Annotated in this window: 15 protein-coding genes and 5 pseudogenes; 6 read left to right on the forward strand and 14 right to left on the reverse strand. The window is 33.5% G+C overall.

The annotated features are described in order from the left end of the window. Positions 1–37 precede the first annotated feature (37 nt). From AC1M36_RS22455 to AC1M36_RS22480, 6 genes are all read right to left on the reverse strand, one after another. Positions 38–649, reverse strand: coding sequence for an alpha/beta hydrolase (locus tag AC1M36_RS22455; protein ID WP_479846215.1), 612 nt, complete (start codon positions 647–649; stop codon positions 38–40). Continuing rightward, positions 649–1,596, reverse strand: coding sequence for a ring-cleaving dioxygenase (locus tag AC1M36_RS22460; RefSeq protein ID WP_479846216.1), 948 nt, complete (start codon positions 1,594–1,596; stop codon positions 649–651). Before AC1M36_RS22460 ends, AC1M36_RS22455 begins: the two co-directional genes overlap by 1 nt. 37 nt (positions 1,597–1,633) lie before the next feature. Further along, entirely contained in the window at positions 1,634–2,242 is a 609-nt protein-coding gene (locus AC1M36_RS22465; RefSeq protein ID WP_336451034.1) for a flavin reductase family protein, read from the reverse strand. 21 nt (positions 2,243–2,263) lie between these two features. Beyond that, positions 2,264–3,202 carry a ring-cleaving dioxygenase gene (locus AC1M36_RS22470; protein WP_336451033.1) on the reverse strand — a complete coding sequence of 313 codons (939 nt, stop codon included), beginning with the start codon at positions 3,200–3,202 and terminating at the stop codon, positions 2,264–2,266. A 253-nt stretch (positions 3,203–3,455) separates the two neighbouring features. Beyond that, positions 3,456–3,899: a MarR family winged helix-turn-helix transcriptional regulator gene (locus AC1M36_RS22475; RefSeq protein ID WP_336451032.1), complete on the reverse strand. Its 444-nt coding sequence runs from the start codon at positions 3,897–3,899 to the stop codon at positions 3,456–3,458. 270 nt (positions 3,900–4,169) lie between these two features. Beyond that, complete coding sequence (locus AC1M36_RS22480; protein WP_336451031.1) at positions 4,170–4,697, reverse strand: nucleoside/nucleotide kinase family protein; 528 nt, start codon at positions 4,695–4,697, stop codon at positions 4,170–4,172. Positions 4,698–5,042: 345 nt separating this feature from the next. Between AC1M36_RS22480 and AC1M36_RS22485 the strand changes: the two genes are divergently transcribed. Then, a complete protein-coding gene (locus AC1M36_RS22485) occupies positions 5,043–5,189 on the forward strand; it encodes a hypothetical protein (RefSeq protein ID WP_479846217.1) in 147 nt (48 codons plus the stop codon). A gap of 399 nt (positions 5,190–5,588) precedes the next feature. On the opposite strand, the gene AC1M36_RS22490 is transcribed toward AC1M36_RS22485, so the two are convergent. Then, positions 5,589–5,801 carry an alpha/beta-type small acid-soluble spore protein gene (locus AC1M36_RS22490; protein ID WP_336451029.1) on the reverse strand — a complete coding sequence of 71 codons (213 nt, stop codon included), beginning with the start codon at positions 5,799–5,801 and terminating at the stop codon, positions 5,589–5,591. A 695-nt stretch (positions 5,802–6,496) separates the two neighbouring features. Next, positions 6,497–6,694 (reverse strand): annotated as a pseudogene (locus AC1M36_RS22495) (hypothetical protein). A 561-nt stretch (positions 6,695–7,255) separates the two neighbouring features. Between AC1M36_RS22495 and AC1M36_RS22500 the strand changes: the two are divergent. Beyond that, a pseudogene (locus AC1M36_RS22500) lies at positions 7,256–7,723 on the forward strand (IS110 family transposase); the annotation flags it as partial. Here the strand turns inward: AC1M36_RS22500 and AC1M36_RS22505 are convergent. Both AC1M36_RS22505 and AC1M36_RS22510 read right to left on the reverse strand, forming a co-directional pair. Continuing rightward, positions 7,688–7,921 carry a hypothetical protein gene (locus tag AC1M36_RS22505; RefSeq protein WP_479846218.1) on the reverse strand — a complete coding sequence of 78 codons (234 nt, stop codon included), beginning with the start codon at positions 7,919–7,921 and terminating at the stop codon, positions 7,688–7,690. The pseudogene AC1M36_RS22500 and the gene AC1M36_RS22505 overlap by 36 nt on opposite strands. A 178-nt stretch (positions 7,922–8,099) precedes the next feature. Next, positions 8,100–8,321, reverse strand: a pseudogene (locus tag AC1M36_RS22510) (Holliday junction resolvase RecU); the annotation flags it as partial. Positions 8,322–9,294: 973 nt separating this feature from the next. Between AC1M36_RS22510 and AC1M36_RS22515 the strand changes: the two are divergent. Then, the gene (locus tag AC1M36_RS22515; protein WP_336451025.1) at positions 9,295–9,669 is read left to right on the forward strand and encodes a hypothetical protein; all 375 of its coding nucleotides are present in this window, start codon (positions 9,295–9,297) and stop codon (positions 9,667–9,669) included. Between the two features lie 255 nt (positions 9,670–9,924). Continuing rightward, positions 9,925–10,815 (forward strand): CPBP family intramembrane glutamic endopeptidase, encoded by an 891-nt coding sequence (locus tag AC1M36_RS22520; RefSeq protein WP_336451024.1) that lies wholly within the window; start codon positions 9,925–9,927, stop codon positions 10,813–10,815. A 259-nt stretch (positions 10,816–11,074) separates the two neighbouring features. Here the strand turns inward: AC1M36_RS22520 and AC1M36_RS22525 are convergent. Next, a pseudogene (locus tag AC1M36_RS22525) lies at positions 11,075–11,347 on the reverse strand (IS4 family transposase); the annotation flags it as partial. A 318-nt stretch (positions 11,348–11,665) separates the two neighbouring features. Then, positions 11,666–11,878: a hypothetical protein gene (locus tag AC1M36_RS22530; protein WP_336451023.1), complete on the reverse strand. Its 213-nt coding sequence runs from the start codon at positions 11,876–11,878 to the stop codon at positions 11,666–11,668. Between the two features lie 237 nt (positions 11,879–12,115). On the opposite strand from AC1M36_RS22530, the gene AC1M36_RS22535 reads away from it, so the two are divergent. Both AC1M36_RS22535 and AC1M36_RS22540 read left to right on the forward strand, forming a co-directional pair. Next, positions 12,116–12,760 (forward strand): YczE/YyaS/YitT family protein, encoded by a 645-nt coding sequence (locus AC1M36_RS22535; RefSeq protein WP_336451022.1) that lies wholly within the window; start codon positions 12,116–12,118, stop codon positions 12,758–12,760. 522 nt (positions 12,761–13,282) lie between these two features. Beyond that, complete coding sequence (locus AC1M36_RS22540) at positions 13,283–13,936, forward strand: MBL fold metallo-hydrolase (RefSeq protein ID WP_336451021.1); 654 nt, start codon at positions 13,283–13,285, stop codon at positions 13,934–13,936. A 107-nt stretch (positions 13,937–14,043) separates the two neighbouring features. Here the strand turns inward: AC1M36_RS22540 and AC1M36_RS22545 are convergent. Both AC1M36_RS22545 and AC1M36_RS22550 read right to left on the reverse strand, forming a co-directional pair. Beyond that, positions 14,044–14,212, reverse strand: a pseudogene (locus AC1M36_RS22545) (Rpn family recombination-promoting nuclease/putative transposase); the annotation flags it as partial. A 170-nt stretch (positions 14,213–14,382) separates the two neighbouring features. Continuing rightward, positions 14,383–14,463: an IS3 family transposase gene (locus AC1M36_RS22550; protein WP_363331787.1), complete on the reverse strand. Its 81-nt coding sequence runs from the start codon at positions 14,461–14,463 to the stop codon at positions 14,383–14,385. Between the last annotated feature and the right edge of the window lie 2 nt (positions 14,464–14,465).

The raw sequence follows: 14,465 nt of genomic DNA on the forward strand, positions 1-14,465 counted from the left end.
TTTTTCAAATTATAATCCATTTCATAAAATTTTTTTATCATGCATTTAGAAAAGTCTGATACCACTGAGCAGCTACTTCTACTTCACTTGCAGTCAACTGATGCCCTCTATTTTCCCAATGTAATGATACATTTGCATTCGCCTTTTCTAATAAGGTTTGTAATTCTGCCGATTCCATAGGTGAACAGATTGGATCATTTGTCCCAGCTGCAATAAATACAGATTTACCTGATAAATCAGGAAGCTCTATTCCTCTTCTAGGTACCATAGGGTGATGAAGAATGGCACCTTTCAGTGCATTGTGATAATGGAATAATAAACTTGCTGCGATATTTGCGCCATTAGAATAACCAATTGCTACTATATTTTCTCTATCAAAGTCATATGTTTTTGCTGCTTCATCAAGAAATTCGTTCAATTCTTTCGTACGAAAAACAAGATCCTCTTCATCAAAAACGCCTTCTGCTAATCTTCGGAAGAAACGAGGCATTCCATTTTCCAATACATTTCCACGAACAGTTAATATAGAAGCTTCTTCATCAATTCTGCCCGCAAGTGGTAATAAATCTAACTCATTCCCACCAGTACCATGAAGTAGTAATAATGTTGGTTTTGTTAAATCCTTCCCTTTATAAAAAAAATGTTTCATTATTTATCCCCTTCCAATATCCGCACCTCAATAGGAGGTAAGAGTTCTTCTAATTCTTCTCGTCTTTGGTCTAACCAAGATGGTAACATAAGTCTTTCACCCAAATTCTCTGTCGATTCATCCACTGTAAAACCCGGTGGATCTGTTGCTATTTCGAATAAAATGCCACCTGCTTCATGAAAATACAGCGCCTTAAAATAATTTCGATTGAGAATTTCAGTCGGATAATATCCTTTATCTTGAAGCATAGACCACCATTCTTGATGCTCCTTTTCATCCTTTGCTCGCCATGCAATATGATGAACAGTTCCTGCTCCCATTAAACCTCGGATTGAAGCGGTTAATTTAATATCAATTATATTTCCAACTTCTGCTTCTGATTGAAATCTCAAAAATCCATCCTCTTGTCCGATGCACTCTAATCTAAATACCTCTTCAAGCAATTGGGCTGTTTTATTCGGCTGTGTAGAATATAAAGTAGCACCACTAAACCCTTTAATCGCGTTCTCTATCCCAATTCCTCCAAAGCCCCACGTATTTTGTGAACCCCCTTCTCGCTCTACCAGTTCAATTTGGAGACCATCTGGGTCTTGGAATTGTAAATACGTTTCCCCAAAACGAGCTGATGAAGCAAACTCAATTTTGAATTTTTGCAAACGATTCTTCCAAAATGACATGGATCCATTTGGAATCATATAACCGGTTACTCCAACTTGATCTGTTCCAATTCGTCCTTTTAACTGTTTAGGCCATGGAAAAAAGGTGATGACGGTTCCTGGTTCACCAGACTCATTCCCAAAGTACAGATGATACACTTCTGGACGATCAAAATTGATTGTCTTTTTTACTAGTCTTAGTCCCAGAACACCTGCATAAAAATCAATTGTTCGTTGTGCATCATTTACCATTGCAGAAATATGATGAATCCCTGCTATTTTATTCGGCATAACTCTCTCTCCATTTCGTTAATAGGCTATATTCATTTTATTTGGGGCGTTCAATGGAAAAAATCTCACCTATTTTCGCATAATTATGACCTGCCAATCGACTCACTGCTCCTAATCCTTTTGGATCAATTCTGCCCTTTTCATAAATCTCACTTTCAATATGGAATTGAACCACTTTTCCTATAATCAAATCACATCCAGGAGAATCTGAACCGCCTAATTCTAGGGAGTTCTCTAGTACACACTCCATTCGAATTTTAGCCTCTTGTACCCCTGGTACAGAAACCTTTTCACTCTCTACCGGTGTGAAATTTGCCAATTCAATTTCACTTTGATTAGAAGGTAAATTAGCAGCAGTTTTATTCACCATTTCTACATTTTCTTCATCAACAATATGAACGACGAATTCCTTACTATCGAGAATATTTTTTGCTGTATCCTTTTGTCTTCCCTCTGACCGTTGAATTGCTAATGAAATCATCGGAGGATTAGAGGAAACAATATTAAAGTAACTAAAAGGTGCACCATTTAAAACATGCTCTCTTGAAATTGTAGTAACAAAAGCAATCGGCCTTGGAATAATACTTCCTATTAGAAACTTATAATTTTCTCTTTCAGTATTTTGGGATGGATCGATCGAAAGCACAGAAATCATTCCTTTCGTAAATTAGTCTAATTCCCTTACTTCAAACGGTAGTAATACTTGTTCAATCTGTTTTCTATGTGGCTCATATTGTTCAGGCAACATTAATTTCTCACCCATAGTTTCTTGTGATTCATCATGCGCGAATCCTGGAGGATCCGTTGCAATTTCAAATAAGATTTCTCCATGTTCTCTAAAGTAAATCGCGTTAAAATAGTTTCTATCTCGTACAGGTGTTACACCATAACCATAGCGTGAAACATGCTCTCTCCAATCCAATTGATCTTGATCATCACTAGCTCTCCATGCAATATGGTGAACTGTACCAACTCCCATTTGTCCACGTCCTATAGAAGTTTGTTTTAGATCAATGATATTTCCAATCTCAGCTGAGGAACGGAAGCGAACAAAATCTCCCTCTTCTCCAATTCGTTCTAATCCCATTACTTGTTCTAATAACTCTGCAGTTTTGCTAGGTTGAGCAGATAGCAAAATGGCTCCACCAAATCCCTTAATCGCAACTTCTGGTTTTACGTCTCCAAAAGTCCAATTATTTACTTCTCCTTCTTCTCTTTCAACAATCTCTAAATGTAAGCCGTGAGGATCGTCAAATTCTAAATACTGTTCTCCAAAACGCTCCATTTTTGTATACGAAATATTGAACTTTTCCAATCTCTTTTCCCAAAACTCCATAGCACCTTTCGGAACAACATAAGAAGTTACCCCTACTTGACCATCTCCTATAATCCCTTGTCGAGCACCTGCCCATGGAAAAAATGTAATAATAGTCCCTGGTTTGCCTCCTTCATTCCCAAAATAAAGATGATACGTACCTGGATCATCAAAGTTTACCGTTTGTTTTACTAAACGTAATCCTAAGACCCCTGTATAAAAATCTACATTCTCTTGCGGATGACCTACGATTGCTGTAATATGGTGAATCCCCATAATTTTCTTATTCATTTTGTATACTCCCTTTCATTTCTTTATTTAAAAACATTAATCTTAATCACTAAACTTTAACGATTGTCCTATTCCTTTTGTATCAGCTTACACTTAATCTTATCCACATGATGTAGTTACATTCACATCACGAGAATTTATCTTGAGTTAAATAATCTCGAATTCGAGATAAAATATAAAAAATAACAATTTCACCTGTCTAAAATTTCTTGCATCTTCACTTCATCTTGAATTCGAGATATCAGCCCAAAAATTATTGCTTTTGGGCATTGTATCCTAATTTCTTTAATTGTTCAATCATCATTCTTTTTTCCATAGAGTTCAATCCACCAAATATTTGTTGAATTGCCTCTTTATGCTTAGGGAATATAGCATTCATCAGTTCAGTTCCTTTTAAAGTAATCGCTGCATACGTAACACGACGATCTTTAGGACATGGTTTTCGAATTAACAATTGCTTCTTCTCTAACTTATCAACAACATAAGTAATACTGCCACTTGCAAGTAATATTTTATCTCCAATTTTTTGTATAGGCTGATCACCTTTACTAAATAGGAACTCAAGAACTGCGAATTCAGTTGGATTAAGTCCATAGCTTCTTATATCTTCTTCAATGCGCTTTGTTATTGTCTGTCCTGCACGAGAAAATATAACAAATAATTTGAGAGATAAATCCTCATCGTTCATATTATCCATAATTATCAATCCTTTTACAATTTATCTCGAATTCAAGATAAATTATAGTATCCAAAATTTTATTTGTCAATTAAATATTTGTGAATTAGAGATTATCATTTTTATCAAAAATTAAATGTAGTGTAGTACTTTGAGAAAAAGGAAAGATCTTCAACTAAAAAACAATCCCTACTTTTAACAAAAAAGTAAGGGATTTGGTATTTTAATAGACTTAGGAAAATGAATAAAAACTCATTGCTTATTCAAGAAAAATTCCTGTTAGTATCAGTTTTACAGTTTGTTTATTATTGCTTCTGCAATATTCTCTATATTCAATTGACCATCAATTATATAGTCCGAATCTGGTTTAATACTTTTCTCCATCTCTAAGTATGCCTGTCTTCCAGCACTCAAATACATCTCGCATTCATAAATGACTTCATCAATAGAATTCAAAGGATTACGAATTAATCTTCTTGCCATCGCTATATCTAATGGTGTGTCAATATAAAATGAAATGTCTATCAAGTCTTTCATCTGATTATTAAGGTACGAAAACGGATAGTCCAAAATAATATAATTTATAATTGAATCCTTTAATAATGACTTGATGTCTTTAATTATGGGAGTAACATTCCACTCGTCATAATTTGCACCTTTTTCTACCCATTTACAAATGTCATTTGGTCCTTCTAAATCATAATCATCAAAATGAACAGCCTTAGAGTTATTAAGTCTATTAGCTAGTGTCTTTGTAACTGTTGTCTTACCTCCACCAGATATAGCCGAAATAGATATTATTATTGTTTTTTGTCTCATATACTCCTCCATAAAATAATAGAAAGTTAATCTCTACTCCAATACATTTGACACTTGAATGAAATACTCTTCTATCTTCAACAATCTTGCTCTTTTACTTTAATAACACAGGCTCTTGCTTGACTTCTAACTTAAATACTTTATCCCACTCAATTCTACAAACAGCTGCATGTAATTTAGAATCATATTTCTGACCACTTTTTAAAATTGTATAAATTAAAAAGACTCATTATAGTTAAGTGATTTCTCAATATATCTATTGTATATAAATTAATCTTAAGATGTAAAATACTCATTAATAATTAGATTGGATCTAAATTTAAATCAGAGAAGGAGCTATATATCATGGACAAAAAAAATCTACGAAATCATCAAATCAACAACATGCCTTTAGATACACTAAATACTCCTAGTAAGGACCAAGAACAAATGCAAGAATTAAATCAAAGGCAAGCAAATATACTCAGCAAAAGACAAAACAAAAAGTTTTAGTTAAGAAAAATACGCTTCACGCTGGAAGAATGATAGCAGTGGTCGCTATCGAGATATTGATTCGTACAGAACAGGCAAAAGCCGGGTTGCAGGAAAGGTTAGATGGCGCTAGTTACATCTGTCCAATTCCACCAGTAGTTAATCCGGCCACAAGTAAATAACTTCCAAAAAAAAAAAAAAGAAGAAAAGCCTCTGCATACGCTTCATGGTAGCTGCAAAGGCTTTTTGTTACGCATCTTGTTTATCCCTTATAGTATAGATATGTAAGAGATAAAACAAAGAAAAAACACCCCATTTAGATGCTTATCGTACGATTATTCTACCGTAATAAAACTTATTAATAAACTAAGTACAGGTAATGTTACGATTTAATGTAATTCTTTATGTTTTCAGTTGAAATTAATGAGTGAATCTACCGCCAAGTTGTTGTTCCGCTATAGCTACTAATCGTTTTGTGATTTCACCACCAACAGAACCATTTGCACGAGATGTTGTATCTGGACCAAGTTGTACGTCAAATTCTTGTGCAATCTCATACTTCATTTGATCAATTGTGTTCTCAGCGCCTTGAACCAATAATTCATTATGTTTTCTGTTATTCTTGTTTGCCATATGTATCACCTCCTACAGTTTTAATATGCTACGAAACATGGAAAACATTAATTCCTTTTTATAAATATTTGAAAGTTTCTGCTCCAATTCAACTAGAAAAACAAAAAGAACTTGTAGGAATCACTACAAGTTCTTTTTAAGGTAAGGTGACTGAAAGGGTAACGCGAACTATCTTAACAAGCATATTAGAAAACATAGGGATGTTTGTTGATAGGTTTATTATATAATAAATATTAACATTTGAAGATTTTAATTTTGAAAATTATGTGAATCAAGAAAGAATCTATTTTGTTTTTTTGTAAAATAAAAAAGCATCTTTGATAAACATCTTCTCCTCTTCACCAACCTGAGCTAATAACTTATCGACTATCTGTGTTAGCTAGCAGAAATACAGCGATATTTAAGATACTACTAACATACGCAGTTACATCTTTGTTTACATCATTCATTTTCATGGAAAACGTAATGTTAGAGCTCATGATTCTTCACCCCTATTTTTGTTCGTTGACTTTGTTTGTTTTGTTAGCGGCCTTGCCTCCAGCCCAAATAGAAAATGAACAAAGAAAAGTTAAACATATCAAACCTGTCACTGTAATGATTACTAATCCATCTATTCCCTTTCCTTCTTATCTTTCCTTAACAACAAACAAGACGCCACCATGATCTAGGCAGCGCCTTACGAGGTAACTATAGAATTAATCATTAATAAGTATATCTGGCCCCTGTCTCAACATATATGTGAAACCCGAAACAAATACGATGCAAAATATAATAACAGAAGGCTACATATTAAAATGAAATCCTTTATCCATAACTAAATAATAGATGTTTTGGATCAAGAAATTAGCACCTACGATAATTCCCCCTAATATCGAACTGACCACAATGCTGATTAAATAAAATTAAAATTTCTGAAATATTCTCCCTCTCCCCCTTTTCTAAAATCAACTTTATTTAGTCTGATTTAACAAATTATACCATTTCTGTTTTTTTATATCCTTAAATCTAGATGCATTTAAGGATATTTTAAGAAAAGAAAGTGGGAGTACTATCTCTTCAAGTGTCCATTTAATTCAATAAAAAAGAGCATCTACTAACATGGATATTCACCTGTGTGATAAAAAGTTTCCATTGAGTACTGGAGGACCTAAGAGAGCTTGCCCTATCCATTAGAATGCTCACTGGTTTATTGTGTAATTTCTATACAACAAAGAAAACATACTAAGATTAGTAGTGCAGACCAAGGCATTGGTTCGCACTACTATTTTTTATATAGTAGAAGTGAAGAAAGGGTCGTGGGTGCTTTGGGATCTTGAATCCGTAAAAAAAACTGACCTTCTTCACTTACCTTATTTGAATCAGTTTTTAGTATGTTGGTCCTCGAGATCGTGTATAAGAAATGGGAATCGATAAGTGTAAGATGAAGACTTCAACTTTCCATCAGGAGGAACCTTATGAGACACGTAATTGCGTTTGATATCAGTATGGGTAAAAGTTATATGGTAATTTATAATGCACAAAAACAATGTATCTTTGAAAAAGAAATCAAACATTCAAAACCTGAATTTAAAGAACTACAAAAAAAGATACATGAGCTTACTAATGAAACTGGTAAATTACCTGAAATTGTGTTCGAGGCAACAGGGATTTATTCTAGACAGCTAGAACGATTTATGCAAGATAACCAGTATGTATATTGTCTATTAAACCCCTTAGAAGCGAAACTACAATGTGATTCCTTACGGATTCATAAAACGGATCGAAGCGATGCACATCGACTAGCTCTTACTCACTTTACAGTTACCCGAAGGGTATCTCATGGAACGAACCATTTATTCCATCAGTTAAAATCTCTTTCGAGATTTTATAGCGAACTAGATGGAGAATTATCGATGATTCGTAGTCGTATGCACAAAGTAATTTTCTTTTAAGCGTTGCGACTTCTCCATAATGCGATCATATCTCCCTGCGATTTCATCTAACCCTAAAGGTATTTGTCCCCCTGTTACACGGTCCTTGCTGTAATCAGTTCCCCCGTTAAATTTAGGTGCGTTCATATGCATGTTTTTCATAAGATATTTATGTTCTAACTTCAAGTCCTTTAATTCAATCTCTAGCATTTCAATCTACCCTCCTAAATTTTGGTAAAATATTGTCATGGTAAATTCCCTTATTGTAATTTTGTTATTTTCAATTCACATTAGGTATGTGAAATTTTAATATCCGCCTGTTGAATAAGGGAACGATGCTTGGTAAAGTAGTCCCTACCAATCTACTCTGCATGGTTCCTTTATCCATTTATACTGCTAATTCATAAACATATCGTAAATAATCAACTGGTGCTCTTTCCGTCTGATCTGCCAGGTATCCATAAATATCAAAGTCTGCTCTTGGTATAGACTTCTTCCCATTTGGTTGGTAAGACATCCTTACATAAGATTGAGTCACTGATGCCGGAACTATGAATACTGTCTTATCCTTACTAAACTCTATAAGGGAGAAACACACCGCTCCCATCTTCCACCCGGCCATAAACAACTTTCAGTACCTTCACAGGAGTCGCACGCTTATTTATAAGCGCCACTCCCTTAAAGTCAAGCAGTTAGCGTTGGCTAGCTGCTTGACTTTATGATTCCTCATCAAGGGACAAAAAGAATATGTCGAGCTTACCTTGTCATATTCTTTTATAAAAAGGAGCGTGGTAATATTGATTTGAAAAAATAACCAAGTTGTTTTCCACTCAATAAAAGTAAAAAAATCAACAATTAAAAATTTCATTATCATTGATTTAATTACCGGTACAGGTATTTATTGGATAATTAAATCTATTTCCGCCAGCTCTATCATTGCAATTGTTGGTAGTATTGCTAGTTCAGAATGGATAAAAAAGGGGGAAAGTCCTTTTAAGAAACCAACTTAAATTCTTGTTCGGTTGTTCCCTGTTTCTACAAAATGAAATTTTGTTATAACTCCCTCTTCAAAACCTATAATACGTTAATATATACATATATTAGCAATAGTTATTTTTTAGACATTTAAGAAAGGATGATAAAATGGTTATTTTCCAATATAGCAATTAGTTTCTTTTTCATAGTACATCTCCAAATATAAATTTGTACTAATTATGAAAAAAACTATTCATTTAAGAGCATCTTATTATATTTACTCTGCCATCGGCCTTGTTATTCCTCTATATGAGATCACCATATCATTTCGGGAACATTGTACGTTAAGGACTACAAAACCTTAATGTGACAACATTTTTAAATGATAAATACATCTTCAGAAAGATAAAAATCGCAGATTAACTGAACATTGAATTTTATACAAACTTTATGAACGCGATTATAGCTGAAAAACGTTGATATCATTAAGTTTTATCCTATGTTCATAAATATAAGATTTATTGAACAAATACTGAAATTGAGTGGATAGTCAAATCGCCTTGATTATGTAATAATGGATTACTAAAAAAGAAAAGCGAGGTTCGTATATGAAGACTGTTAGCCAAGAAATCCAAGATTTGTCTATTAAATCCTTAGAGTCGACTTTTAATAAACTTTCAAATGCTTATAAAAGCATGAGCGAAAAAGGTACAAATACAACTCTTGTCAAAAAGAGACGAGACGCCGTAAAAATCGGTATAGAAAGCCTCAGAAACGTTTGGAATGGGGGGGATTTTTCCTATGACGAAGAAATCATTTTGACTTCTAAAGATATTCTAAAAGGTGTCCTTCCATCTATCGAAAAACAGATAGCAAAAGCAAAAGAAGGTAGTTCTCACAAAACACTAAATGAGCGACGCTTAACTGCGCTTGAACTGGCAATCGAATCCTTAGAGAACCGTCATAAAGCAAGGAGTCTTTAGCTTTGACCTAAATGGTGAGGTTCAACAATCGGGCCAATTTGCGGAGTAATACTGATACATAAAACTTTAGATAATGTTAAACGTAACTCTATAAGGGTGTTTTGGAATCACGTCGCATACTGTTAGGAATTTGAGAACATAAGTATATTATTGAATTTTATCAAAAAATATTGCCTAAATACTGATAGATAAAAGGCCGCGACTAGAGTCAAGGGTAAAGCGATTTACAATTATAGTACGAAAGGTCGGGTAACTATGAGCAGTTATTTTCCAAAAGTGGGGAAACTAATTGGTGGAATAAGTATGCTTGTCATTTTGCTTTCATCTCTTTGGCTCATATGGATTGGAGAAACAAACATTCGTTATAGTGGAGACCATAAGGGAACAATGCCTTTTTGGAACAAGTGGATACCTATTATTGTCGGTATACTCCTTATCCGTTTTTTACCGTTTCATCATAAAAACTACAATCCCCTTCAACAGTTTGAATCAAGGCGCATCATGATTCAAGCTGTTGTCTTATTCTTGAGTGGATCCCTCTTCACGATTTGTCTTCTCACTATGAACTTTGAAGGAATGTCATTCCAATTGTGGTTTATGATATTTAAAATTGCTTTATTATTATTCACTCCATTAATGCTTCTTTTGTTTTATCAAAGTAACCCAAAAAAAGAACGACCGAAACCTGTAAAATCAACGGTGAATACTAGATGGTATCGGTTTACACCGCTTATTATCATTATAATATGGGGTTACTTCAACTTCTTTTCTGTATTCTCTACACCATTTGTTTCAGTGCGAATGGATCCAACGATTTTAATCTCAATTTTACTCGTAGGGTTTCTTATAAATAGTGTACTCGAAGAGCTTTTTTATAGAGTTTGGTTGCAAACACGTTTGGAATTATTACTAGGTACTTGGCCTGCTATTCTTTTTACATCATTCTTATGGGCGAGCTGGCATATTGCAGTACACGGCTCTGGTCATTGGGATGTTGATACAGCCACGGTCATTGCGAACCATGGTATCGTAGGTCTATTCCTTGGATATTTGTGGGCGCGTTATCGCAGGGTATGGGTAATTATTATTATCCATGGATTAATTAATGCACATCCACAACAACTAATTGAGATTTTATTCAATTAAAGGGCGCGATTGCGAAACAAAAAGTAAAAGGGATTATACATATTAGTCATGTATAATCCCTAATTTTTTATGACTTTTTACGATTTAGGTCTTGATACTGTATGTTTTCCGCGTTTTGCTACCGGGACCCCATGCCCATCAACCTAAGCTTATATAAGTTTAATTTCATGTGAGGTTTTTTCTTTATTCTAAAAATACAGTATAAGTCCTTTAAAGGTTTACATACCAAATAAACCCTATTGGGTTTCAATTTTTTTGATTACGCCATATGATTGTGGGACATAGAAAAGTTATATACGACATCTAAGATATCAAAGACTGTTTTCTTCTCATACCTATGGGATTTTCGTCCGTTTTTCTGTAAGAGATTAAACAGGCGAAACAATATCTTTGTTAATTCTTGGGTGTCTTTTTGTAAAGATTGATAAATAAGTGGAAAATAATCTTTTATGATATAAACCGCTTTATATTCGCTTAGCTCTCGTTTTTTCTTGATGAGGAGTAATTGGCGTATTTGAAACATGGTGTTTGAAAAAATTTATTATAGCAAACAAAACTGAAAAAGGAATCCGTTAGAATTCCTAAATTGAAAGAGACAAAATATCACAAATTTTGTATGAACATCGTGATTTTATTTAAAAGCAACACTTGTTTCAAAATAGAAGAATAGAATATGAGAAAAATAGAGTAAGTTCATGCAGTAAAAACTTATATTACGGCGTTAGAATAACAAAATAAAAAGCGAAACCTTTAGAATAGAAAAAAGAAAAGTCACTGAATAAAGTGCCTTTTCTTTTTTTATACGAAGTTAGCTTATTTATCCTTAGATATTTCTTATTTTAAAAATATTTTATTTTTTTCTACTTCTCTTCTCCCCTTCTTCTATATTCCACTCATCACCCCAATATATTGAAGCTCTATTTTCTTCTTGCGTACTTGTTTCTGGCTCTACTATATCTTGAATCCCTTCATTTACATCTTTCAGATTAGTCAATCCATCCATGTTTGAATTTTTTTGAAGTGCTAATTCTTTTTGGGGATCATTTGATTTATTAATAGTCATATGTATCTCTCCTCTTTATTTTAGTAATTACTACGGACCATAATATTATTTCTAAATTATAAAAGCTTATACTTATTCTATTGTCAATTTCACTCCCATTAAAAAGCGTGTGCTCTTTCTTGGTTAAAGGTTAAAAGCTAAAAATCATTTGTTTTCATAATAAAATACAAAACATTTGTATAACTAGATTTCTACATGTAATATACGTAATGATATATAATATTAGGGGGATTAAAAATGGGGCTAACACTTTTTCGGTATTTTCTTTTTTTCTTAGGATTAACTTTCTTTGGACTCGGCAATGCCATTGCAGTAAAGGTTAAATTTCTTGGCTTACATCCATGGGAAGTTTTGAATATGGCACTTTATCAGCGATTTGGATGGACCATTGGTACATGGAGTGTTATATGCGGTTTATTTCTTGTTCTTGTTTCCTTAGTAGTAGATCGGAAATATATAAACATAGGAACATTCTTAAACGCACTGCTAATCGGTCCTATTATGGATTTTTTCTTAAGGTTGGATATTCTTCCTCATGCCACACATTCTTTCTGGATCAATCTTCTTATTTTACTTTCTGGAATTATAATTACAGGTATTGGCGGGGGTATGTATGTCGCTGCTGGAATTGGTGCAGGACCAAGGGATGGATTTATGCTTGCCATTTCTGATAAAACAGGATTATCTGTAAGCCGGGCTAGAATTATTGTGGAAAGCATTGTATTAGTAATTGGTTATATTCTAGGCGGTCCCGTTTTTATTTTGACATTCCTATACACTTTTATCCAGAGTCCAATATTCCAGCAATCATTCAAGATGTTTCAAATATTTTTATATACTTTAGAGAGGAAAAAGAAAGACAACGTTAGTGCAAATTTATAAATATATAAAACTTCTTTTACAAAAATATACGAGTCTATTTTGAAGTCAAATAGACTAATCCCCTATTTAAGTAGAGTAAAATACCAAGTATACAGAAACAACTTTAATAACCCCTACCAAATTAACAAGTAGGAGGTTACTACATATCTAGAAACAAAATTAAACAATTTTATTTCCACTACACAAATTTAAGTCTCTATCACTTTCTTGCCGTAGTTGTAGCTTTGGAATAAAATTTAGTCATTCATAAAAAAGATTGATCAAAAAAACTGTATTGTAATACAGTTTTTTTCTTGTTCAGCAATCAGGCCATTTTTTTGAATAAGAAAAGGAATTATTAAACGTAAATCGAACCTTTAAGTTATTGAAATAACAGAGCTGTTTAGTGTGATAATGAATAATTATTAAACTAAGTAATACTAGTATTTTAAGTACAAGATTAGCTTTATTTTTCCAATCTGCTTGTGTAATCAAACAAATTTTTCGCATTAATAAAATCTAATTATGAAGGAGACCAAAATTATGAAAATTTCTAAGGGAGTAGAGATGCTGCACCTTGAATTTCATGGGAATATTATTCATCCAACCCTTTTATGGGATCAGGAAATGGCTGTTTTAATAGATACTGGATTCCCTGGACAAATCGAAGATTTACACATAGCAATGGATAAGGTAGGAGTATCGTTTGATAAACTAAAAGTTGTGATTTTGACACATCAGGATATAGATCATATAGGCAGTCTTCCTGAAATACTGCAGAATTGTGGAAGGAATATTACAGTTTTTGCTCACGAATTAGATAAGCCTTATATTCAGGGGGATTTAACTCTTTTGAAAGACGGGCACATAGAGAATCCACCGAAGGGAAAAGTGAATGATACCTTGATTGACGGTCAAGAACTGCCGTATTGTGGCGGGATTCGTATCATCCATACTCCAGGGCATACTCCTGGCCATATCAGCTTATATTTGAGACAAAGTAAAACGCTTGTTGCTGGTGATTCGATGTACAGTGTAAACGGAACACTGGGGGGAATTCATGTTCCAACCACCTTGGATATAAAGGCTGCTCGACGGTCATTGAAGAAATATTTAGACCTAGATATTGAATCTGTTATTTGTTACCACGGGGGATTAAGTAAAGGAAATATTAATGAGCAGATCCAAAAATTATAGAGTATGCTCATAACAGATTAGCATTTATACGGTATATGTCATCGCATACCTTGAATTAGTTAGTTAGAGAAAAAAGACTCTTTATTAAAAATAAAGAGTCTAAAAAACTATGATAGTTGTATTTCTGATTCTGTAAGTTTTGCAATATCTTCTACAGATACATCGTTTTTATGTATACCTTGAATGGATTGCATTTCCCCTTCTTCTCTACCTTGATTACGAGCATGAGCAAACCTTTGCAGCTTCATCCATTAAAGCTTTTTCCCTTACCTCATACCTCAGAATGATATTCCCGCATTAATTTCTTCGTCTCCTGATATGACTTTGAAATAAAGCTTGATCAAAATATTTCACTAACCTACATTCTATGATAAACAAAAAGAATCCATTTTGAAAAAAAGATGAACAGCTCCCTGTCAAGTAGACAGTGGAAATAATAAAAAACCTTAAGCGGCTTGAATCCTGTATTCCAATGGGCTCAAGCCGTTTAACCTTTCTTGGTAACGCTCGTTATTATAAAATTGGATAT

The organism is Bacillus sp. Medicinal_06 (genome assembly GCF_056711665.1).